Source organism: Shimia sp. R9_2 (assembly GCF_017743735.1).
Taxonomy (GTDB): Bacteria; Pseudomonadota; Alphaproteobacteria; order Rhodobacterales; family Rhodobacteraceae; genus Shimia.
Map to the genome: position 1 here is coordinate 318691 of NZ_JAGHRO010000004.1, position 23220 is coordinate 341910.

General features: G+C 60.2%; 20 protein-coding genes. 7 read left to right on the plus strand and 13 right to left on the minus strand.

The genetic code is table 11. The annotated features are described in order from the left end of the window. Positions 1–18 precede the first annotated feature (18 nt). The 7 genes from J7400_RS12460 (at position 19) to J7400_RS12490 (ending at position 8827) form a co-directional block, all read left to right on the plus strand. The gene (locus J7400_RS12460; RefSeq protein WP_209063657.1) at positions 19–1581 is read left to right on the plus strand and encodes an adenylate/guanylate cyclase domain-containing protein; all 1563 of its coding nucleotides are present in this window, start codon (positions 19–21) and stop codon (positions 1579–1581) included. Positions 1582–1774: 193 nt separating this feature from the next. Then, a complete protein-coding gene (gene cobS, locus J7400_RS12465; RefSeq protein ID WP_209063659.1) occupies positions 1775–2761 on the plus strand; it encodes a cobaltochelatase subunit CobS in 987 nt (328 codons plus the stop codon). Positions 2762–2982: 221 nt separating this feature from the next. Then, the gene (locus tag J7400_RS12470; RefSeq protein ID WP_209063661.1) at positions 2983–3399 is read left to right on the plus strand and encodes a hypothetical protein; all 417 of its coding nucleotides are present in this window, start codon (positions 2983–2985) and stop codon (positions 3397–3399) included. Positions 3400–3495: 96 nt separating this feature from the next. Next, positions 3496–5370, plus strand: a complete 1875-nt coding sequence (gene cobT / locus J7400_RS12475) for a cobaltochelatase subunit CobT (protein ID WP_209063663.1) — start codon at positions 3496–3498, stop codon at positions 5368–5370. Between the two features lie 229 nt (positions 5371–5599). Then, the gene (locus J7400_RS12480) at positions 5600–7396 is read left to right on the plus strand and encodes an aminopeptidase P family protein (protein ID WP_209063665.1); all 1797 of its coding nucleotides are present in this window, start codon (positions 5600–5602) and stop codon (positions 7394–7396) included. Between the two features lie 83 nt (positions 7397–7479). Beyond that, positions 7480–7824, plus strand: coding sequence for a DUF427 domain-containing protein (locus tag J7400_RS12485; RefSeq protein ID WP_209063667.1), 345 nt, complete (start codon positions 7480–7482; stop codon positions 7822–7824). A gap of 346 nt (positions 7825–8170) precedes the next feature. After that, positions 8171–8827, plus strand: coding sequence for a DUF3299 domain-containing protein (locus J7400_RS12490; protein ID WP_209063669.1), 657 nt, complete (start codon positions 8171–8173; stop codon positions 8825–8827). Positions 8828–8839: 12 nt separating this feature from the next. Here J7400_RS12490 and J7400_RS12495 read toward each other — a convergent pair whose 3' ends face one another. The 13 genes from J7400_RS12495 to murC form a co-directional block, all read right to left on the minus strand. Further along, a complete protein-coding gene (locus J7400_RS12495) occupies positions 8840–10528 on the minus strand; it encodes a chloride channel protein (protein ID WP_209063671.1) in 1689 nt (562 codons plus the stop codon). Between the two features lie 154 nt (positions 10529–10682). Next, entirely contained in the window at positions 10683–12329 is a 1647-nt protein-coding gene (recN, locus tag J7400_RS12500; RefSeq protein WP_209063673.1) for a DNA repair protein RecN, read from the minus strand. A 34-nt stretch (positions 12330–12363) separates the two neighbouring features. Beyond that, positions 12364–13218 carry an outer membrane protein assembly factor BamD gene (locus tag J7400_RS12505; protein WP_209063675.1) on the minus strand — a complete coding sequence of 285 codons (855 nt, stop codon included), beginning with the start codon at positions 13216–13218 and terminating at the stop codon, positions 12364–12366. 108 nt (positions 13219–13326) lie between these two features. After that, complete coding sequence (gene lpxC, locus J7400_RS12510; RefSeq protein ID WP_209063677.1) at positions 13327–14250, minus strand: UDP-3-O-acyl-N-acetylglucosamine deacetylase; 924 nt, start codon at positions 14248–14250, stop codon at positions 13327–13329. A gap of 212 nt (positions 14251–14462) precedes the next feature. After that, the gene (gene ftsZ / locus J7400_RS12515) at positions 14463–16148 is read right to left on the minus strand and encodes a cell division protein FtsZ (RefSeq protein ID WP_209063679.1); all 1686 of its coding nucleotides are present in this window, start codon (positions 16146–16148) and stop codon (positions 14463–14465) included. 370 nt (positions 16149–16518) lie between these two features. Next, complete coding sequence (gene ftsA, locus J7400_RS12520; RefSeq protein ID WP_209063681.1) at positions 16519–17853, minus strand: cell division protein FtsA; 1335 nt, start codon at positions 17851–17853, stop codon at positions 16519–16521. Continuing rightward, positions 17850–18743 (minus strand): cell division protein FtsQ/DivIB, encoded by an 894-nt coding sequence (locus tag J7400_RS12525; RefSeq protein ID WP_209063683.1) that lies wholly within the window; start codon positions 18741–18743, stop codon positions 17850–17852. Before J7400_RS12525 ends, ftsA begins: the two co-directional genes overlap by 4 nt. Then, positions 18731–19645 carry a D-alanine--D-alanine ligase gene (locus tag J7400_RS12530; protein ID WP_209063685.1) on the minus strand — a complete coding sequence of 305 codons (915 nt, stop codon included), beginning with the start codon at positions 19643–19645 and terminating at the stop codon, positions 18731–18733. Before J7400_RS12530 ends, J7400_RS12525 begins: the two co-directional genes overlap by 13 nt. A 238-nt stretch (positions 19646–19883) precedes the next feature. Beyond that, entirely contained in the window at positions 19884–20810 is a 927-nt protein-coding gene (murB, locus tag J7400_RS12535; RefSeq protein ID WP_209063687.1) for a UDP-N-acetylmuramate dehydrogenase, read from the minus strand. Between the two features lie 96 nt (positions 20811–20906). After that, complete coding sequence (locus tag J7400_RS12540) at positions 20907–21233, minus strand: hypothetical protein (RefSeq protein WP_209063689.1); 327 nt, start codon at positions 21231–21233, stop codon at positions 20907–20909. Further along, complete coding sequence (locus tag J7400_RS12545; RefSeq protein ID WP_209063691.1) at positions 21230–21475, minus strand: DUF2484 family protein; 246 nt, start codon at positions 21473–21475, stop codon at positions 21230–21232. The genes J7400_RS12540 and J7400_RS12545 overlap by 4 nt, the downstream gene beginning before the upstream one ends. Beyond that, positions 21472–21741 (minus strand): DUF2484 family protein, encoded by a 270-nt coding sequence (locus tag J7400_RS12550; protein ID WP_209063693.1) that lies wholly within the window; start codon positions 21739–21741, stop codon positions 21472–21474. Before J7400_RS12550 ends, J7400_RS12545 begins: the two co-directional genes overlap by 4 nt. Before the next feature lie 68 nt (positions 21742–21809). Beyond that, the gene (gene murC / locus J7400_RS12555; protein ID WP_209063695.1) at positions 21810–23219 is read right to left on the minus strand and encodes a UDP-N-acetylmuramate--L-alanine ligase; all 1410 of its coding nucleotides are present in this window, start codon (positions 23217–23219) and stop codon (positions 21810–21812) included. Position 23220 lies beyond the last annotated feature (1 nt).

Sequence of the window (23220 nt, forward strand, 5' to 3'; positions counted from 1 at the left end):
ATCCAGTTGGGGACACTTATGCAGAAACTGATCGACCACCTGACAGCGCACCCAAGACAGCTCTATCTGGCGGCGGCCACCGCGATCACGCTTTTGCCTGTGGCCCTGTGGCTCGATTTGAACAGCCTGTCCCACCACAACCTGCATCGGCAGGCGACCGGTCTGAACCGGCTGATGGACAATATCCGCAGCTACTACGCCAGCAATGTTGAGGTCTTTGTGCGCGATGCAGATGGCGCACAACAGGCGACATTGCTCTACCGTCAAGAGGTCTCAGGTCCGGAACAGCTTGACGCCGGTGTCCCGTCAGCGGAAACCGCCGCGATCGCGCTGTCAGAACGCTTTTCAGAAATCCTGCCCGGTGTGACTTTCCGCTATGTGTTTGATGATTTGGGGACCGAGGCATCAGCCTCAGAGTTGAGCCCGTTTGAACGCAATGCGCTCACCACCCTGCGTGATCCTGACAACAAGCGCCCTCATCTTGTGCAGGAACAAGGCGGCCTCTTTGGTCACCGTCTGACCATGGCGACGCCGCTGATCCATGCTGAAGATTGCCCGGATTGTGTGGCGGTTGGCGGCACCGACACTGCAGCCTCTTGGCCTCCTGAAGCGGTGCGTGGCTTGCAAATCGTGCATGTACGCCAGCCGCTTTCTCTGAACCTGAGCTCATTCAAATTCCTGCTGACCTATATGCTGGTGGCTGGCTTTCTGGTGGTGACCTTTGCCCGCCACCAGTTGCAACTGGCCGGCAAATTCCGCGACGCCAACAAAGAGCTGACAGAGAACAACGCCTTTCTGGCCGATGTCTCCCTCAAAATCTCCAAATATCTGGAACCGCAGGTCTACCGCTCGATATTTGAGGGGGAGAAAGACGCCTCCATCAGCACTGAGCGCAAAAAGCTGACGGTGTTCTTCAGCGACATCAAAGACTTCACCGCCACCACGGAACGGATGCAGCCCGAAGAGCTGACTGCGCTGCTGAATGAATACTTCTCGGAAATGGGGCTGATCGCTGCCAAGCACGGTGCCACCATCGACAAGTTTATCGGCGATGCGATTGTTGCCTTTGTGGGGGATCCCTCCACCCAAGGCGTGTCCGAAGACGCGCGTGCCTGTGTGCGCATGGCGCTCGAAATGCAGCAACGTTTGGATGAGCTGGAACAGATCTGGCGGGCACGCGGCGTGGAACACCCGTTCCGCGCCCGTATGGGGCTCAATACCGGTTACTGTAACGTGGGCAATTTCGGCTCAGAAACCCGCATGGATTACACGATCATCGGCGCGGAGGCCAATCTTGCCGCGCGGCTGGAAGGCATTGCGGAGCCCGGCGGCATTGTAATGAGCTATGAAACCTACGCCCATGCCCGTGATCTGGTCGATGCCGAGCCGCTGGAGCCACAACACTTCAAAGGCATCTCGCGCGCCATCACCCCCTATCGTGTGCTGCGCCACGGCACCAACCGCCGCGCCGCCAGCGCCACCGAGCAAGGCGACAAGCTTGTGGTGGAAATGCAGGGGCTGGATGCTGCGAGCCGCGAGAAAATCACAGCAGCAGTGCGCGCCGCGCTGGACGAGGTTTAAAGGCGCAACGCAAGCGCCTTTGGGTGGCACTATTGCCCGATCAATAGCGCGCCAAAAGAGCGGCCTCTTGCAGCCAATGCACAACGCCGCGTCTTTTTTGTGGTTTCGCTTGTGATCCTTTTCAATTTGATGCACCAAAGGCCGGTAGATTTCAGCCGCCCCTGATTGCGCGGCACATGGAAGGACAACGAGCATGGCTGACGGCATCATGGACAGCAACACAAAGCCCACTGAAGACATTGATCTGCGCGAAGTCTTTGGCATCGACAGCGATATGAAAATCAAGGGTTTTGAAGAGCGTACAGACCGTGTGCCGGAAATCGACCCGACCTATAAGTTTGATCCCGAAACCACACTGGCGATCCTCGCAGGCTTTGGCCATAACCGCCGCGTGATGATTCAGGGCTATCACGGCACCGGTAAATCCACCCACATCGAGCAGGTTGCTGCGCGTCTGAACTGGCCCTGTGTGCGTGTGAACCTCGACAGCCACATCAGCCGTATCGACCTGATCGGTAAGGATGCGATCAAGCTGCGCGACGGCAAGCAGGTCACTGAATTCCACGAAGGCATCCTGCCATGGGCGCTGCGCAACCCGACTGCGATCGTTTTTGACGAATATGATGCGGGCCGTGCGGACGTGATGTTTGTGATCCAGCGTGTGCTGGAAGCCGACGGTAAGCTGACGCTGCTTGACCAAAACGAAGTGATCAAGCCGAACCCCTACTTCCGCCTGTTTGCCACCGCAAACACCGTTGGTCTGGGTGACACCACCGGCCTCTATCACGGCACCCAACAGATCAACCAAGCCCAGATGGACCGTTGGTCGCTGGTCAGCACGCTCAACTATCTGAGCCATGACGCTGAAGCCGCCATCGTTCTGTCCAAAGCGCCGCACTACAACACCGCTGAGGGCCGCAAGATTGTGAACCAGATGGTCACCGTCGCAGACCTGACCCGGACAGCCTTCATGAACGGCGACCTCTCCACCGTGATGAGCCCACGGACCGTGATCAACTGGGCCGCGAACGCGGAAATCTTCCGCAATGTCGGCTATGCCTTCCGCCTGAGCTTCCTGAACAAATGTGACGAGCTGGAGCGCCAGACCGTTGCAGAGTTCTACCAGCGCTGCTTTGACGAAGAACTGCCAGAAAGCGCAGCCAGCGTCAGCCTCGGCTAAGCCTGCTGTCAGAGATTTTAGAAGCCGCCTCCTTGAGGCGGCTTTTTTTGTTGGCATGACGCCCAACCTGCGGCTTGAATGTTGCGCGTTTAGCAAAGCCTCCAGATCGAAGCCACAGAACGTCCATACCTCAGGCACACTCACCCATACGTGAGATATATTTGCACTATCATTTGTATATACAGCATTGACTGACCGGCGAAGCGTCATAAACTTGTTACATGACATATTCAGCACGCACGACCTTCCGCAGCCTTCTCTGTGGCGCCGCCCTGCTGACCATGGGCACCGCTGCATCTTCTTTGCCAATCTGGCCGCACCAACAAGCGCAGGCCTTTGCCACCTGCTCCGGGCGCATCTCGGCGCTGACCACACATCAGCGTGCGGTTCAAAACCCCGAGGCCGACGGCAATGCCGCCTTGGTGGAAACCTTTGATCTGATGCTTGAAGCGGTGTTGCCCGATGCCTTGCCAGACGAGGATGGCACGCAGGTGTCCGTGCAGTGGCGCGCGCAGGGCTGGAGCGAAGTCGCCGGTCTGCTCGCGCATTCTTTCTACAGCTTTGATCGCGGTGTGGCAGAACGCGCCGAGGCGGCGCTTGTCCAGCGTATTGCCGATTGCCGCAACATGGTGCTGTGAGCGTGGCAGTGTTGCCATTTTGGCCGCGACGTTCAGACCATAGGAAATCGCATTCACGCCTTGCACATGCCGCCGCTCCCGTGATTAATCACAGGCATGATCAAGAAGTCCGACAACCCCGCTGATCCGTTCAAAAAGGCCTTGGCAGAGGCCACCAAAGTGATGGCCGACGATCCGGAATTGTCGGTGACCTACACGGTTGATCCCTCCGGCATTTCCGGCGACAGCGTGCGCCTGCCGCAAGTGAGCCGTCGCATGACCCGCGATGAGGTGCTTTTGGCACGCGGCACGGCGGATGCGCTGGCGCTGCAGCACAAATATCACGATGACGCGACCCACCTGCGTTATGCGCCCGGTCAAGGCATGGCACGTGACCTCTATGAGGCGATGGAGACCGCGCGCTGCGAGGCCATGGGCGCGCGCGAGATGCCGGGCACCGCGACCAATATTGACGTCAAGATCAGCCATGAGGCTGCAGGCCGCGGCTATGGTGAGATCACCGCCCGCGATCAGGCCCCTCTGGCCACCGCCGCAGGTTATCTGATCCGCTATCTGGCAACCGGCCGCGATCTGCCCCCGGCGGCGGCCAATGTGATGGAACTGTGGCGCGGCTATATCGAACAAAACGCTGGCGAACATCTGGATGATCTGCAGGATCTTCTGTCAGATCAGCAGGCCTTTGCGAAGTTCGCCCGTCAGATCATCGACGACCTCGGCTACGGCGACCAGCTTGGCGACGACCCCGACGATCTTGAGGATGATCAGGACGAGGCGGAACCGGAATCCGAGGAAGAGGACAACCCGGACAGCACCGGCGAGGACGATCAGGACGAAGAAGACGCGGAAGCCAACCCTGAGCAGTCTCAGGAAGAGCAGCAGGACATGTCCGAAGCTCAGGTCACAATGGATGACATGGCCGAAGACGAAATGTCTGATGAGGCGGAAATGCCTGATGGCGAGGCTCCGCTTGATCCGCCGCCGCCCCCTCCGGTGTCTGAGGCTGACCCGAACTATGTGGTTTTTGACACCACCAACGACGAAGAGATCGCAGCCGAAGATCTGGCCGAGCCTGTCGAGCTTGAGCGCCTACGCGCCTATCTCGACCAGCAGCTTGAGCCGCTCAAAGGCGCGGTGAGCCGCCTTGCGAACCGCCTGCAGCGCCGCCTGCAGGCCCAGCAGAACCGCAGCTGGGAGTTTGATTTGGAGGAAGGCACGCTGGATGCGGGCCGTCTGGCGCGGGTTGTGGCCAACCCGACCACACCTCTGAGCTTCAAAATGGAGCATGACACCGAATTTCGCGACACTGTCGTGACGCTGCTTCTGGACAACTCGGGCTCCATGCGTGGCCGCCCGATCTCTATTGCCGCGATTTGCGCCGATGTGCTTGCGCGCACGCTTGAGCGCTGCAACGTGAAGGTCGAAATCCTCGGCTTCACGACGCGCGCTTGGAAAGGCGGTTTGGCCCGGGAGAAATGGCTCAATGAAGGCCGTCCGCAACAGCCCGGTCGTCTCAACGATCTGCGCCACATCATCTACAAACACGCCGACGCCCCATGGCGGCGCGTGCGCCCAAATCTGGGCCTGATGATGAAAGAAGGCCTGCTCAAGGAAAACATCGACGGGGAGGCGCTGGAGTGGGCGCACCGGCGGATGATGATGCGGCCAGAGCAGCGTAAAATCCTGATGGTGATTTCGGACGGCGCGCCGGTGGATGACAGCACCCTGTCGGTCAACCCGGCCAACTATTTGGAAAAACACCTGCGTGACGTGATTGCGATGGTGGAAAAACGCAAGCTTGTTGAACTGCTGGCCATCGGCATCGGTCACGATGTGACCCGCTACTACGACCGCGCGGTGACCATCACCGATGTGGAACAGCTGGCCGGCGCCATGACTGAACAGCTGGCGGCCCTGTTTGACAGCGACCCGCGTGCGCGTGCACGTGTGATGGGCATGCGCAAAGCGGGTTAAGGGATAGGGGCTCTGCCCCTGTCACATCTGCGATGTGCCCACCCCGGGATATTTGACGAATGAGAAGCCGGTTTTCTCATACGCCAAATGTCCCACCCAATATCCTGGGGCTGAGGGGCTGCCCCCTCCCCGCGCCCCCAATGCCAGTTCCCCCTCTTACTGACTTGCCATTGCAGAGCGATTGCGTATCACTGAACGCGCGTTCAACCTATAGCCACGGAGCCTCACCATGTTTCAGGATTTCAACGTCACCGCACGCCCGGAACAAGGCCCTGCCCGGCTTGAGAAACTGCGCGGCGTTCTGAAGGCGCAAGGGCTGGACGGGTTTCTGGTGCCGCGCGCGGATGCCCATCAGGGGGAATATGTCGCGCCGCGTGACGATCGTCTGGCCTGGCTGACGAGCTTTACCGGCTCAGCCGGGTTCTGCGTGGTGCTGAGCGACATCGCCGGTGTTTTTGTCGACGGGCGCTACCGCACACAGGTCAAAGAACAGGTGGCGGACTGCTACACCCCAGTGGACTGGCCTGAGGTGCTGCCAGGGCCTTGGATTGTGGAGCATCTGGGCGCGGGGCGCGTTGGCTTTGACCCTTGGCTCTACACCATCGGCCAGCTTGAAGCCCTGCAAAAAGCGGTGGCTGGCACCGACATCACCTTTGTGCCCATGGCCAACCCGATTGACGCAATCTGGGAGGATCAGCCTGACGCGCCAATGGCCGCCGTAAAAGCCCATCCCGCTGATATTGCAGGAGAAAGCCACGCCCAGAAACGCGCCCGTTTGGCCGCCGAGCTGTCTTCCGCAGGCCATGACGCTGCGGTGATCACGCTTCCGGACAGCATCGCTTGGTTGCTCAACATCCGCGGCGCCGACATTCCGCGCAACCCGCTGGCCCATGGGTTTGCCATCCTCAACGCAGATGCCAACGTGGATCTTTTCATGGCAGAGGCAAAGCTTGCAGCGGTTCAGGACCATCTGGGCGCAGAGGTGCGTGTGCATGATCCAGCGGGCTTTATTGCGCATCTGACCAAATCTAGCGGCACCGTGCGACTGGACAAAGCAAGCGCACCAATCGCAGTGCAGGCCGCCGTCGCCCAGAGCGCGGCAGAGATCGCCTATGATCAGGATCCCAGCGTGATGCCAAAGGCGCGCAAAAACGCCGCAGAAATTGCAGGCATGGTGGAGGCGCACCTGCGGGACGGCGCGGCCGTCAGCACCTTCCTGAGCTGGTTTGACGCGCAGGAGAAAACCGCCCTCACCGAGATCGATGTGGTGCGCAAACTGGAAGACAGCCGCCGCGCCACCAATGCGCTGCTGGACATCAGCTTTGAGACCATTGCCGGCTCCGGCCCGCACGGCGCGATCATGCATTACCGCGTCACGGAAGACACCAACCGCCAGCTGCAAGAGGGCGAGCTGATGGTGCTCGACAGCGGCGGACAATATGCCGATGGCACCACGGATATCACCCGTACTTTGCCGGTTGGCGAGGTCGACACTGAGGCCAAAGTGGCCTTCACCCGTGTGCTGCAGGGCATGATCGCCGTGTCGCGCATGCGCTTCCCCAAAGGCGTCGCCGGCAGCCATATCGAGGCCATTGGCCGTTTGCCCCTCTGGATGGCCGGGCAGGATTTTGATCACGGGTTGGGCCATGGTGTTGGCGCGTATCTCTGCGTGCATGAAGGCCCCCAACGCCTCAGCCGGGTGAGCGACGTGCCGCTTGAGGCAGGTATGATCCTGTCCAACGAGCCAGGCTACTACCGCCCCGGTGCCTTTGGCATTCGCATCGAAAACCTGATTGTGGTTGAGGAGGCCCCTGCACTGCTCGGTGGCGACGATCACCGCGAAATGCTGCAATTCCGTACCCTGACCTTCACCCCCATTTCCCGCGAGCTGATCGTGCGCGACATGCTGAGCGCTGATGAGCGTGACTGGCTCAATGACTACCATGCGACGTGTCGTCAGCTTTTGTCACCACGTCTCGCACCAGAGGAGAATGTGTGGTTGGATGGCGCAACTGCGCCGCTTTGACTGTGCGGCAGGTCGTTTGAGCTGACATAGCGCTGTCACAAAGCGGCGATAGTGGCAACAGGATGAGGAAAAGGGGAAATTTGATGAGCGGCAATATCACCATTCGCAAGGCAGACGGCAATTGGGTTGTGCGGGCTGGCGGCGCCATTTTGGGCGAAAGCAGCGCGGCACTGGAGCTGAGCGAAGAGGGCCATGCCCCTGTGATCTATTTCCCCCGCGCCGATATCGCGACTGCCTTTCTGGACGACAGCGAAAAAACCACGCATTGCCCGCATAAGGGCGACGCCTCCTATTATTCCATCGTGACCAAGAGCACGACCATCAAGGATGCCGCCTGGAGCTATGAGGCCCCGATTGAAGCGGTCGAGCGGATCAAGGCTCATATTGCCTTTCACGGCTCCGATTTGGTGACGGTCGAGCGCGTCTGATCTCACCTTTCCGCCCCAAGTCTTCTCGCCAAGAAGGCCGGAACGATGGCGGGCATGAAGACTGAGAGGCTTGCCTAAGGGTGGCCGGACAAGAAGACACCTGCGATCACGCAGGTGTCGCTTTGCATAAAGGCTGGCGAACGTGTGCCCCTGCACAGGAGCAGAACATCTACCCGTCTGTCGGCTTCCGCATTGGTTTTTCAACGATCTCGGCGTCGGATCTGCGCCTCCTGATCGCGATCTTTTGTTTTGGCCTCTTGGCCGGTTTTCTGCCAGCTTGGTATGCATATCGCATGGCGTTGGCAGATGGGCTGGCAACACGGCTTTGAGTGTGAGGACACCAACGATGAAACCGCTATTGACCGCAGCCGCAGCAGCGCTGATCTGTGCGGGCCTGAGCACCGCAAGCCTTGCTTCAGAGCCGCGTGAGCTGGGCTGGGATGATCTGGTGGGACCAACCACGCCGATCAAAAACCCCTTTGAAACTCTCACCAACGAACAGATGGAAAACCTCGCCCGCGTGCTGCGGCTCGACACCATCGCCGAAGAGGACAATGACAAAGACGCCGCCGCCGACGCCAAAGCTCTGCGTGGGGTGCTATATGATCAGGGTGTGAAGGTGGATTTCCTGCTGTCTGAGCGCCTGCGCATCATGGCGCAGCTGGAGGCAGAGGCCAGCGCACCCAATGACGCGGTGGTTGGCCAGTCCATCCGCCTGCCCGGCTACCTGCTGCCGCTTGAGATGAACGGCGACAAGGCCACCGAATTCCTGCTGGTGCCAACAGTCGGCGCCTGTATCCACGTGCCCCCGCCCCCTGCCAATCAGATTGTGCATGTGAGCTATCCCGAAGGCTTTGAGCCAGAGGGGCTTTACACCCCGGTCTGGATAACGGGCGAGCTGCGCAACGATCCGACGATAAGCTCTTTGTTTCTGGTCGACGGAGATTCTGATGTCAGCGCGACCTACAAACTGCGGGCAACCTCTGTCGAGTTTTACGAGTAAGCGCGCCTGCGCTCAGGAATGCTCTTCGGCTGCGGTCTCCGCCAGCGCCTTGTTGTAGGCCCGCAGCGCATCCACGTGAAAGACCGCCCCCAACAGCTCTGGCGAGGCATCCTCGCCCACCACCGTAACCACAGGGATAAAGGCCTCCCCTGTGGCTTCAAACATCGGCATCAGGCTTTCCAGCGTGGCATTGCCGCTCACATAACAGCCCTCGGCAACCATCTCCCAGCAGCGCTCCTCCGGGGCGGCTTTGGGATCATCATTGCTGCGCATGACCTTGGCCACGCCACAAAGCGCCAGCAGATAGGCTTGCGGACCTGCTGCGATATGCACGTTGCGCCGCTCCAGCTGGGTGAGGAAGAACGACCCATCCACAAGGCGGGAGCTGAGCGCGGTGGAGATCGAAACCGCCACCATCACCGCCAGCCCTGTCTGCCAGTCGCCGGTCATTTCAAACACGATCAGTGTGGTGGAAATCGGCGCGCCCAACACGGCGGCGGCCACGGCCCCCATCCCGGCCAGCGCATAAAGCGTGGTGGTGCCGGACACATCAGGGAAGATCGCCGTGGCAATCATGCCAAAGGCCAAACCGGTCAGCGCGCCCAGCATCAAGGCAGGTGAGAACACGCCCCCGCCCATACGGCCCGCCATGGTGATGGAGACCGCAATCACCTTCAACACCGCAAAGACCACCGCCTCATGCAACAGCAACTGCCCTGTCAGGGCCGCAGAGGTGGTCTCATAACCGACGCCAATAATATGCGGGAACCAGATCGCCAGAATGCCCAGCAAAATGCCCGAAATCGCCGGACGCAGCCACCGTGGGATGCGCAGCTCTTCCTGCACGTGGTTGGCCATGTCTTCGGCCCAAAAGATCGTCCACATCAGCGCCACAGCCGCCAGTCCGCAAATCCCGCCAAGGATCAGGAAGGCGGGCAGCTCTTGATAGAATTGCAGCTCGGTGCCGGTGTTGAGCATGAACTCCGTGACATCGCCAAACTCCAGCCGGTTGATCACCGTGCCAGCCACGGCGGCAATCACGATGGGCGCAAAAGCATGCACGGCAAAGTGGCGCAGCACCACCTCCAGCGCAAAGAGCGCCCCGGCAATCGGCGCATTAAAGGAGGCAGAGACCGCCGCAGCCACCGCACAGCCCAACAGATCGCGCCCGGTGATGCCATTGGCATTGATGCGGTCGCTGACCCAGCTGGAAATCACGCCTGCCACATGCACAACGGGGCCCTCACGCCCGGTGGAGCCGCCAGAGGACAGGGTGATGAGCGAAGCAAAGGCAGAGGCAATCCCGGCCCGTTTCTCAACGCGCCCTTCATGCAGTGCGGCGCCTTCGATCGCATCCGCCACAGAGCGCACCCGCCCATCCGGCGTGAAGTGGTGCAAGATCAATCCAACCACCAAGCCGCCGACGGTCGGGATCACCAGCAGCCAGTACCATGGCAGCGTGTAGGCAAAGCTGTGCAGCTTGGTCAGATCCTCAGCGCCATAAAGCGTGGACTGCAGCCAATGGATGCCTTTGCGAAAGAACAAAGCCGCAAAACCGGCGGCAATCCCGATGCAAAGCGCGATGATCCAGAACTGAAACTGACTTGGCCCCTTGGTGACCAGCACGCGCCATCCTCCACGACAAGTGTTTGCCGCGTCTTGAGCGCTTTCCGCCAGAAAGGAGCCAACCGATTTCGCCATTGGGCCGCAAAATCTCCGGGAGTCAGACCCATAGGGGGTCTTCTCTGCTCTACGCGGGTTTTGCTGTCATAGCAAAGGGGTAAGCGCCGCATTTCACGTGAATGTGGACAATTGTGCGACAGCTGCCACGCCTGAGGCAGCGCGACCCGTTGTGTCAGCCCAGAAGGGCTCTGGCCGCAGCGCGGGCTTCGCTGGTGATCGTGTCACCAGAGATCATGCGGGCCACTTCGTCAATCTGCTCATCCGCGCTCAAAGGCACCACACGGCTGAGGGTCTGGTTGTTTTTCACGCTCTTTTCCACGCGCCAGTGATGCGCGCCAAGCGCGGCCACCTGCGGGGAGTGTGTCACGACAAGCACCTGCCCGCCATCGGCCAATGCCTTCAGGCGTCGGCCCACCGCATCCGCAGTTGCGCCGCCCACACCACGGTCGATTTCGTCAAAGATCAGGGTCATGCCGCTGATGTCGCTGGTCAGGCATACTTTCAGCGCCAGAAGGAACCGGCTCAATTCACCGCCCGAGGCGATCTTGGCCAGCGGGCCTGCCGGCGCGCCGGGGTTTGTGGCCACCACAAACTCCACCGCGTCGCGGCCTTCCGGACCGGCGTCGCCTTCGCTGATGCGGATCTCAAACACCGCGCGCTCCATCTTGAGCGGCGCAAGCTCAGCCATGACGGCCTTATCAAGCCCTTTGGCCGCGGTCTGGCGCGCCTTGGTAAGGGCGTTTGCAGCGGCGTCATAAGCGCTCTCTGCCGCATTAAGATCTGCGGTCAGCGCCGCAATATTGCCCTCGCCCGCATCCAAAGCGGCCAGGCGCGTGCGCAGGTTTTGCGCAAATGTGCCAAGCTCATCCGGCACTTCGCCATGCTTGCGTGCCAAAGCGCGGATCGCAAACAGGCGTTCTTCGATCTCTTCCAGCTCATGGGGGTTGAAATCCAACGCCTCCAGGCAGCGCTCGATGCCATCGACCGCATCGCTCACCTCATTGAGCGCACGCTCCAATGCCGCGACCGGCGCGTCAAGAGCCCCGCCGGTTTCCGCCAAAGCACCATCCAGCCAGCGCAGGGCGTCGCCCATGGCGCTCTCCGCACCGCCATTGCCAAGCGCCGCATGGGCGCGGCTGACGTCCTCGCGCACCTTCTCAGCACCCTGCATCATGCGACGGCGGGTATCGAGCTCGGCTTCTTCTCCCGGTTGGGGATCAAGCTTATCAAGCTCAGCCACCGCATGGCGCAGGAAGTCCTCTTCGGCTTTTGCCTCCGCCAGCGCTGCCTCGGCTGCGGTCAACGCCTTGCGCGCCTTGGTCACCGCGCTCCATGTGCTGCGGGTCTTGCCGCGCAGTTTTTCGGTATCCGCAAAAATATCGAGCAGGTCGCGGTGGCCCTTGGGGTTCAAGAGACCCCGGTCATCATGCTGACCGTGCAGCTCCACCAAGGTCTCAGACAAGCGCCGCAGCACTTCCCCCGACACGCGCCGATCGTTCACCCAGGCCGTCTTTCGGCCATCGGTGCGGTTCACCCGCCGCAGGATCAACTCTTCGCCCCCGGGCAGCCCAGCCTCTTCGAGAATGGCGTGCGCAGGATGGCCTTCATGCAGATCAAACTCTGCGACAACCTCACCCTGTTCCGCCCCTGCGCGCACCAACTCGGCACGCCCGCGCCAGCCCAGCACAAAGCCCAGACTGTCAAGCAAAATGGATTTGCCTGCCCCGGTCTCACCGGTCAGCACATTGAGGCCCGGCTGAAACGCCAGCTCAAGCCGATCAATGATCAGCATATCGCGGATATCAAGAGAGCGCAGCATGTGGGTCAGTTGGCAGGGCGCAACCTGCGCGCCGTTACAGCCATTGCCCCTTCAAGGTCTGACGATAGACCTGGTTGAGCCAGCCGTCGCCTGCGGCCTCAAGCTCAAGCCCGCGTCCGGTCAACAGTTTGTAGCTGTCTTCATACCACTCGGTGGACTGGAAGTTGTAACCGAGAATGGCCCCTGCGGTCTGTGCCTGCTGCACCAGACCCAGCGAGAGATACGCCTCAACCAAACGGTGCAGCGCTTCTGCCGTGTGGGTCGTGGTGGAGAAATCCTCTACCACCACACGGAAACGCTTGATCGCCGCCGCATAGTGATCCCGGCGCAGGTAATAGCGGCCGATTTCCATCTCTTTGGAGGCGAGGTGGTCGAAGGCCAGATCAAATTTCAGCGCCGCCGAGCGGGCATATTCGCTGTCCGGATAAATCTCGATGACCTTGCGTAGCTCTTGCAGGGCCTGAAAGGTCAGGCCTTGGTCACGGCCCACTTCGTCGATCTGATCATAATAGCTCAGCGCCAGAAGATACTGCGCGTAGGCCGCATCCTCATCCGCCGGATAAAAGTCGATATACCGCTGCGCCGCTGCCCGGCTCTCGGGATAGCTCTTATCCGCGTGATAAGAGAAGGCCTGCATGATCAAGGCGCGCTGTGATAGCTCTGAGTAGGGGTAAAGCCGCTCAATCTCGGAAAAGAAGAAGGCCGCATCCGTGCCGCGATTCCGTGCAAGCTCAAATTCGCCACGCTCGTAAATCTGTTCCGGTGTGAATTGTTCCAGATCGATCAAACCCCGGCGTGCGTCGCTTGCGTCATTGTCGCCACAGGCCACCACAACGGCCAGTGCCAGAACCGATCCCAGAAGACGTGCCCGCGACCCGATGCCTGACATAGTGCTCAACCTTTTCTTCATCGCGGGATTTACCCACCCTTCCAGAATGCTGTTAGCACAGAATTTTCCGGGGCAAAACGTCTTTGGCTTCAAATCTTGCAATCACATTTAGGCGACCGCAGGAACCTCGCCCATATGCACGCCCGCACCAGGCAAACGTGCCGCCTGTGCGGCCGTGCATTCCACCAGACGCCATGCTGATGGATCCGCAAAAAGTTCACGCAGAAGCGCATTGGTCAGCGCATGACCGGCACGGTGGCCACGATACTGCGCCAGCAGAGGCGCACCCGCGAGATAGAGATCGCCCATCGCGTCCAGCATCTTGTGGCGCACAGGCTCATCGGAGTGGCGCAGACCACCCTGCGCACTGACTTTAGCACCGTCAAACACCACAGCGTTCTCGGTTGGGTCGCCCCCCAGCGCCAGACCATTGGCCTGCATGGCTTCGACATCCGCCTGACGGCAGAAGGTACGGCTGTCACACAGCTCACGCACAAAGCTGCCATTGGCAAGGCTCAGGGTCTTGGTCTGTTGACCAATGGCTTCATCAACAAAGTCGATGTGAAAATCGATGCGCATTTCATCTGCTGGCAGCAGTTCGGCCACCGCATCGCCGCGGGTGACCGATACAGGCTTCAGCACTTCGATGGCCCAGACAGACGCATGCTGGCTCACGATGCCCGCTTTCAGAAAGCCACGCACAAACTCCGCAGAACTGCCATCAAGGATCGGCACTTCAGGCGCATCGATCTCGATCAACGCATTGTGAATGCCACAGCCCGCCAGAGCCGCCATCAGGTGCTCAATGGTGGACACAGCCACACCTGCGGTGTTGAGAATGCGGGTGCAGAGTGCGGTTTGCTCAACCACATCCCAGCGTGCCGGGATCATCGCATCGCCCACCAGAATGTCCGTCCGCTTGAACCAGATGCCGTAATCTGCCGATGCCGGGCGCACGGTCAGGTGCACTTCAGCGCCGGAGTGTAGGCCGGTTCCAACGAAATGAACTGGTGTTTTCAAAGTGGCTTGCACGGTGATCCTCAAAGGTTACGCGGCACACCCCATTTGGCCGCAATAGTGAGGTAGTTGGTTCCGCCCGTCACCTCAAATAAAGCTTTGCAACGGACTGAAACATGTTTGTAACAGTTCGGCAAAACCCCGCCACGAACCACACAAGCCGTTGCAAACAAAAAGAAAAAGGCCGCCTGCGAAAGGCGACCTCTTCACGTGTTAAGCTGAATAAATCAGTTCGCTTGACGGCGCAGGAAGGCCGGAATTTCGATACGCTCCTGATCTTCGTCCATTTGCGTGGCCGGTGCCTGCGACTGAACCGCAGGTTGCTGGCGCGCCACTGGTGCGGCAGGTGCCGGACGTGCGGCTGGTTGCTGCTCAGCAGCGTGGCCGGTCATCTTGTTGATCAGCGAGTTGATACCAAAGCGCGGACGCTCTTCGGCACGCGGCTCCTGCACAGGCGCTGCTGCGGCCGGACGGGCCGGTGCGGCGGGCGCTTTCTCAACAGCGGCCTGCAGACGCTGCATCAGCTGTGGTGTCGGTGTGCCCGGAGCCGGACGCTGTGGCGCAACGAAATCCTGAGGCTCTTCTTCCTCAAACGTCTGCGGCTGCACCTGCTGTGCGGCGGTCGGCTGATAAGCCGGTGGAGGCACATCGGCACCTGCGGAAGCGGCATCAAAGGTCGGCGCGGCCGGTGCTGCGGCCTGTGCGGCTGGCGCTTCAAAGATGTCTTCCATCTGCTCTTCCGCTGCGGCGCGCTGCGCGTCCATCTGCGGGAACAGGGATGGCTCTGCCGGGGCCGCTGCGGCAGGTTGCGCAGCCGCTGGTGCGGCCTGTGCGGCAACCGGTGCCTGCTCAACAGGGGCTGCGGCAGCCGGTGCTGCTTCAACTTCGGCCTGTGGCAGCGGCGCTTTCATGGAGCGGCGCGGCAGCGGCATGGCCGCGTTGGCTTCTGCAGCGTCGATGCCAGTGGCAACAACGGATACGCGCATGCCACCTTCCAGCGTGTCGTCCATGGTGGAGCCCACGATGATATTGGCGTCGGCGTCCACTTCCTCGCGGATGCGGTTGGCCGCTTCGTCCAGTTCGAACAGGGTCAGGTCGTGACCGCCGGTGATGTTGATCAGAACACCTTTGGCACCGCGCAGGGAGATCTCGTCCAGCAGCGGGTTGGCAATCGCCTTCTCTGCCGCCTGGATCGCACGATCTTCGCCGGTTGCTTCGCCGGTGCCCATCATCGCTTTACCCATCTCGTCCATCACGGCGCGCACGTCCGCGAAGTCGAGGTTGATCAGGCCCGGACGCACCATCAGATCGGTCACACCTTTCACGCCCTGATAGAGCACGTCATCCGCCATGGAGAAGGCTTCAGTGAAGGTGGTCTTTTCGTTGGCGAGGCGGAACAGGTTCTGGTTCGGGATGATGATCAGCGTGTCGACCATCTTTTGCAGCTGCTCCACGCCCTCTTCGGCCTGACGCATACGCTTGGCGCCTTCAAACTGGAACGGCTTGGTAACAACACCCACCGTCAGAACACCCAGTTCACGCGCGGCTTGTGCGATGATCGGTGCCGCACCGGTGCCGGTGCCGCCGCCCATACCTGCGGTGATGAAGCACATGTGTGCGCCTGCGAGGTGATCCACGATCTCCTCGATGCTTTCTTCAGCGGCCGCGGCGCCAACGGTTGCGCGCGCCCCAGCGCCCAGACCTTCGGTGACCTTTACGCCCAGCTGCACACGGCTGTCAGATTTGCTCTGCTGCAACGCCTGCGCGTCGGTGTTCGCCACAACGAACTCCACGCCTTCCAGCGCTTTATCGATCATGTTGTTGACCGCGTTGCCGCCTGCGCCGCCTACACCAAAAACGGTGATACGGGGTTTCAGATCACCCTCATCGGGCATCGTCAGATTCAAAGCCATAGAACTGTCCGCCTGTTGTTTACCCGCCACAGCGGGCCATTTTCTGCCTACTCCAACACATTATTAAACACGCTTTCCGGAATCGTCATCCCAAAAAGCGCATTTCGCCACAAAATGTGGAGGAAAAATTATAAAACTAGCGGCATCTTGCCGAAACCGCGATATTTTGCGGGGCAATCCATGCGCAGCACAACACTACGGAACCATCCGAGACACCTCTGGCGTCACGAGACTGGCTACTATGATATCGGAGACCACTGCTCGGCCTGCTTGATCCGCGTTCTCTGGCGGTTACGAAAACCTTAACGGCGCAGTCCGAAGAGGTCACCCCCAAAAAGTCACTTTCGTCACTTTATCCCCAACTAAAGCCTCACCAATTTTCCCGGAACCACCGCACCGCGCGCCCGATGGTGCGCGAGTGATAGCGATCCACCGGCAGGTCGAAATCCCACCATTCGTCCTGCGGATGGGTTGCAAAAAGGCACATGCCAACCGTGGCGGCAAAGCCCGGTCCGGTCGCTGCCTGCGGCAGCCCATGCACGCGCATCGGGCGGCCAAGGCGCACCTGCTGACCCAGGATTTTGGAGGCCAGGCCGTCCAATCCAGGGATCTGGCTGCCGCCGCCAGTCAGCACAATTTGCTGGCTCGGAAGGTGCTCAAACCCGGCAACATCGAGCCGCGCGCGCACTTCTTCGAGGATTTCTTCGACACGCGGGCGCATGATTCCAATCAATTCTGCGCGACTCACCGTGCGCCGATCATGCTCCCAATCGCCGGTGTCCCCGGACAGCTCAATCATGTCGCGATCATCCATCCCGGTGGCCACAACGCCACCATAGAAGGTCTTGATCCGTTCCGCCGTGGCCATGGGCACCTGAAGCCCCATGGAGATGTCGCCGGTGACGTGATCGCCGCCCATGCGCACCGTGTCAGCAAAGATCATGTGCTTCTTCATGAAGATCGACAGGCTGGTCGCCCCGCCGCCCATGTCGATGCACGCCGCGCCAAGCTCCTGTTCATCTTCCACCAGTGCGGACAGACCGGAGACATAGGCCGAGGAGGCAATCCCCGCGAGCTCCAGATCACAACGCTTGATACAATGCACAAGGTTCTGCACCGCCGCCTTGTCGACGGTCAGCATATGCATGTCGGTGGTCAGCACCTGCCCCACCTGCCCGCGCGGGTCATTGAGACCGGAGCGGTGATCCAGCGCAAAATTCACCGGCTGTGCGTGCAGAACTTCGCGGTCCGCGCCGTAGTCGGGCACATCACAGGCGGCAAGCACGCGCGCCACATCCTGCTCGCCAACCATTTGGCCATGCACATCAATCTGCCCGTCCAAACCATAAGAGCGCGGCTCCGCGCCGGAAAAACAGGCGATTACGTGATCCACGCGGATCTTGGCCATCTTCTGCGCAGCCTGCACCACCGTGCGAATGGCGCGCTCGGTTTCCTGCATGGTGTCGATTTCGCCAAATTTCACACCACGGGACATGATGGTGTTGGCGCCGATCACCCGAAAACCGCTTTGCCCCGCCATGGAGCCGATGCCCTCAACACTGGCGAGCCGATCCGTGCCGTCAAAGCGCAGAACCAGACAGGCGATCTTGGACGTTCCCACATCCAGAACCGCAATCACACCGCGTTGCATGGCCGCTTTGCGCATCGCACGCATGGCGCGCTGGCTTTGATACAGCTCTGTCATTGTCCTGTTGTCCCCAAGGTTATCTGACTGGTGCGCCACCAGTCCTCAACGGCATTTTCTGTAAGTTGGATGGTCGGACGACGGGTCAGCCGCATGTCCACCACCGAAATATCGCGCTCCAGAAGCTCCTGCGCGCTGTTGAGCGCGACCACACGGTCAAGCGCCTGCACAGCCCCCTGCTCCGGCAGCAAAATCCGTTGCTCACGGGTCAGCACCACGTCCCAGCGCCGCTCTCCGACACGCACAAGGCCGATCACACGATCCGCGATCGGATCAGCCGCAGCAAAAAGCTCCAACGCTTCGCGCACATGACCTTCAGCGCCCTCGCCCGCAATCAGCGGCATCTGCGCATGGGCATTGCGCGACACGGCCGGGCCGGTCACATGACCATCCGGATCCACAAGCGTCAGCCCTTCATGGGTGCGCCAAACAACAACCGGCGTGCGCTCGGCAATATCAAGCTGCAGCACCCCGCCGGTGCGCACCCGCACGGAGGCGCTTGCGATAGACGGCAGCTCACTGACCCGCGCCTGAATGGCGGGCAGATCAAGATCAAAGGAGCTCACCGGAAAGCTCAACGACAGAATATCGCGGATGTCCTCGGAGGTGCCATCGGAGGCGCCATCAATCGCCATCGCGCTGACCATGAACTCGGGGCGTGTCGCAATCTCGCGGCGCAGATCATTGATCGCAAGGCTCAGCGCCTCGCGACGGTCCTCGTCAGAGAAATAGATCAGCGCACCACCAGCCACAACAGCAAACGGCACAACCGTACGCAGGCAAAAGCGAAAGAACGGCGTCAGCATCAGCCGCTCAAAGCGATAGGCCCACCGGCTCGGCGCCGGATCGTGGCGCGGCTTTTTGCGCTTTGGCACGCTCAGCGATCGCATGAGGCGTCCTCCACCATCCAGCTGCAGAACTCTGCAAAAGACATGCCACAATGCGCCGCCTGCTCCGGTGACAGCGATGTCGGGGTCATGCCCGGCTGGGTGTTGACCTCCAGCAGGATCAACCCATCCAATCCGCGTGCTTCATCCCAGCGGAAATCGGTGCGCGAGACACCCCGACAGCCAAGCGCATTGTGCGCGCGCACGGCATATTCCATGCAGGCGTCATAGATCTCTTGCGGCACCTGCGCAGGGATTTCATGGCGCGATCCGCCCTCGGCGTATTTTGCCTCATAGTCATACCAGCCATCGGTGATGATATCGGTCAGACCTAGCGCGCGGTCGCCCATCACGGTTGTCGTCAATTCACGGCCAGGCGCATAGGTTTCCACCATCACCTCATCCGGCATGGTCTCCGCCAGTTTAGGCGGCGTGTTGGCTCCGGCGTTGACGATATAGATGCCGACCGAGGAGCCTTCATTGTTGGGCTTCACCACATAGGGCGGTGCCATCATATGACGCGCGCCCACATCGGCTTTGTCTGCAATCACGCTTTCCACCACCGGCAGACCGGCGGCTTTGAAAGCTTCTTTGGCGCGCTGCTTGTCCATGGCAAGGGCCGAGGCAAGCACACCGGAATGGGTGTAGGGGATGCGCATCCATTCAAAAATGCCCTGCACACAGCCGTCTTCGCCCCAGCGGCCATGCAGCGCATTGAAAATCACATCCGGAGAAATCTCTTTAAGGCGCGCAACAAGATCCGACCCGGCATCAAGCTCGACGGTCTCATATCCTGCTTCCCGCAGCGCAGCAGCGCATTCACGCCCTGTGGAAAGCGAAACCTCGCGTTCTGCAGAGGGTCCGCCCATCACAACTGCAACTTTGGGGTTTGTCTGCTCTGACATACCCAACGTGCCTCAATGTCCCGAGCCGTTTTCGGCCCTGTTTTGGTTTGAGCCCTTCGGACTCGTTATCGCGGCCTTGTTCAGCCGCATTTTTATTCAGGCAAGGGATGCCTGCTCGGATTGGGCTTTGTGCCCTGCTCTCAGTTCGGGCTTTGCCCTGTTTTATCGGACTTTGCGCCCTTGTTGTGATATCTTCAAACCGCTTTTTTGTGCCTGTTATTAAGCATTTGGTAAGAAGTTAATCAGCGGACGGTTCCCCGACCCGCATGATTTCCCACTGTAGCTCTATTCCGCTGTTTTGGAAAACCCTTTTTCGCACTTCCTCGCCCAGATTTTCCAAATCTGCCGCTGTGGCGTCGCCGGTATTGATCATGAAATTGGAATGCATCTCGCTCATCTGCGCGCCACCTATGCGTGCGCCGCGCATCCCCGCATCATCAATCACCTTCCAGGCTTTGAGGTCATGCACATCATCCGCCTTCCCGGTAGAGGAGAAGCCAGCCGGATTGCGGAAGGTGCTGCCAGCGGAGCGGTCTTTGGTGGGCTGTGTCGCATCGCGCTTGGCCAATTGCGTCTCCATGCGCGCGGCCAACTCTTCCGGATCACCGGATGGGCCTTCCAAAACCGCTTCCACAATCACCCAGCCCTCGGGGAGGTCGGTCTGACGGTATTGGAAATTCAGGTCTTCAGCGGTGAGCGCCACGATCTCGCCCTCGCGCGTGACAGCCGTCGCCTGCACAAACACATCTGCGGTATAGCTGCCGTAGCATCCGGCATTCATACGCACCGCCCCGCCAATCGCGCCGGGAATGGTGCGCAGAAAGGTCAAATCAACGCCTTCGGCAGCCGCCTTGCGCGCCACATGCGCATCCAGCGCAGCCACACCGGCGCGCACGCGATTGCCCTCAATTTCGATGGCATTAAAGCCCCGCCCCATACGGATCACCACGGCGCGCAAACCGCCATCGCGCACGATCAGATTGGAGCCAACCCCCATCGGGAAAACCGCCACATCTTTGGGCAGCGCTTTGAGGAAATCCGCCAGATCCTGCACATCCGCGGGCTGAAACAGATAATCCGCCGGGCCACCCACACGCAGCCACGTCAGCCCAGACAGTTCCTTGCCAGGCGTTAGCTTGCCGCGCGGTGTGGGCAGATCAGTCATGTCAGGGGTCCTTCGGGGTCTTGTGGTCCCTGCACCGATACCGAAGCGACCCTATCCCGGCAAGCCCCTGACCTCTGGCGCGGCGCCAATTCCCGCCTAAGGGCGGTTGCGCAGTCGGAAGATTGCAAAATGCAGCCCCCAGCCCATCGCCAGCACGCCTGGCAAAGCCAGCAACAGCCAGCCGCTATAGGCATAAAGCGCCGCCAATGACTCCGGATCAGAAACGGTGTCAAAGGTGCTGAGCGTCACCAGCAACGAGGCCAGCAGAACCGCCAGACAGATCAGGATCAGACTTGCGCGTTTTAGCAGAGGTCGGGTGCGGCGAAATCCGGTGATCGCGCCATAAAGCGGCATCAGCATCACCGCAAACCAGACCAGCGCATTCAGCCCAAGGGTCACATCAAGGATCAGATCGGCGATCATTCGATCTTCCCTTTAACCCAGCGCCACAGGTAGATCACCGGCCACCGCATGATCCAAGCGCCCATCCCCACCAGCACCAGCGCCAGCCAGATGTTATGCTGAATGGCCACGCCGATCACAATCGGCACACCAAGCGCAATCATCACATAAGCAAAGGACCAGAGATTGTCCTTGGACGGAAACATCGCACGCAGATTGGCCGCAATCAGCCAGACAAAGGCACAGGTCAGCGACAGGCTCATTCCTCAGCCTCGGCAATGTCGCTCTCGACGGGCAGCCCCATCCATTTGCGCAGATAGTAATTCAACGGCCGGCGGAACATGGAGACAAAGCCAAAAAGCGCCAGCCCGCCAAACAGCCAACCATGCTCATAAAAGATCACCGCAATCAGGATCATCGCGGCCACAAACAAGGCCCAGCCAACGGCGAATTGTTTCTGCAACGGCAGCATGGCCACCACGGCGGCGGCCAGCACCCAAACGCAGGCAAGGGTCAAAGATAGGCTCACGTCATGTCCCTCATATCTCTTTCAGAGGCACTCTAATGCGCTGTGAGGCGCGCGCAAGCCACCACAGCTTATGCGCCCAGATGCCCCGGCAACCCATTGGCCCAGGCGCTGATCGACCCTGCTCCAAGGCAGACAACGATGTCACCGGGTTTCGCGGTGTCTTTGACCAAAGCGACAAGATCGCTCTCCTCAGAGATGGGCACCGCATGACGATGCCCATGCGCCACCAGCCCATTGATCAGATCATCACGGCTTGCCCCTTCAATCGGGGCCTCACCGGCGGCAAAGACATCGGCAATGCCAACTACATCGGCTTCATTGAAGCAGGTGCAGAAATCCTCAAACAGCGAATGCAGGCGTGTGAAACGGTGCGGCTGATGCACGGCAATGACCCGACCGCCGCTGTCGCCAATCGCCTGCCGCGCGGCTTTCAGCACGGCGGCGATCTCTACAGGATGGTGGCCATAGTCATCAATCACCGGCACGCCACCCAGCACTTCGCCCACTTTGGTGAAACGGCGGTTCACGCCGCCAAAGGCCGCGAGTGCTGCACGGATTTCCTCAAGCTTCATGCCCAAATGACGGGCGATGGCCACGGCCGAAAGCGCATTGGACACATTGTGGTCCCCCGGCATCGGCAAAGTGCAGCCTTCGATCACCTTGCCCTCAGCTTGCAGCGCGATGTCAAAATGCGCCACGCCCGCTTTATAGGTCAGGTTCACCGCGCGCACATCCGCTTGGGCATTGAAGCCAAAGGTCACCACGCGCCGGTCGGTGATCTTGCCCACCAGCGTCTGCACATCCGGATCATCGGTGCAGCAGACCGCCAGCCCGTAAAACGGAATGTTGGAGACAAAATCATAAAAGCCTTTATGAAGCGCCTCCTCGGTGCCCCAATGCTCCATATGCTCTGGGTCGATATTGGTCACAATCGCAATGGTCGCAGGCAGACGGTTGAACGTGCCGTCGCTCTCATCAGCCTCCACAACCATCCATTCGCCCTCGCCCACACGTGCGTTAGAGCCATAGGCGTGAATGATCCCGCCATTCACCACGGTCGGGTCAAAATGACCATGATCCAGCAGCGCCGCAACCATGGTGGTGGTGGTGGTCTTGCCATGGGTGCCCGCCACAGCGATGTTCGATTTCAACCGCATCAGCTCGGCCAGCATTTCCGCGCGGCGCACAACCGGCAGGCCTTTGCGGCGTGCTTCATCCAGCTCCGGATTGCCCGGTTTGATGGCAGAGGAAATCACCACCACTTCGGCGTTTTCCAGATTTTCCGCGCGCTGGCCTTCAAACACTGTCGCGCCCATGCCTGCCAGACGCTGGGTGATCTTGGTGGTCTTCAGGTCCGATCCCTGCACCGTATAGCCATGGTTCACCAGCACCTCGGCAATGCCGGACATGCCAATGCCGCCGATCCCCACAAAGTGGATGGCGCCCACGTCGCCGGGAAGTTTGGTTGCTGCGTTCATC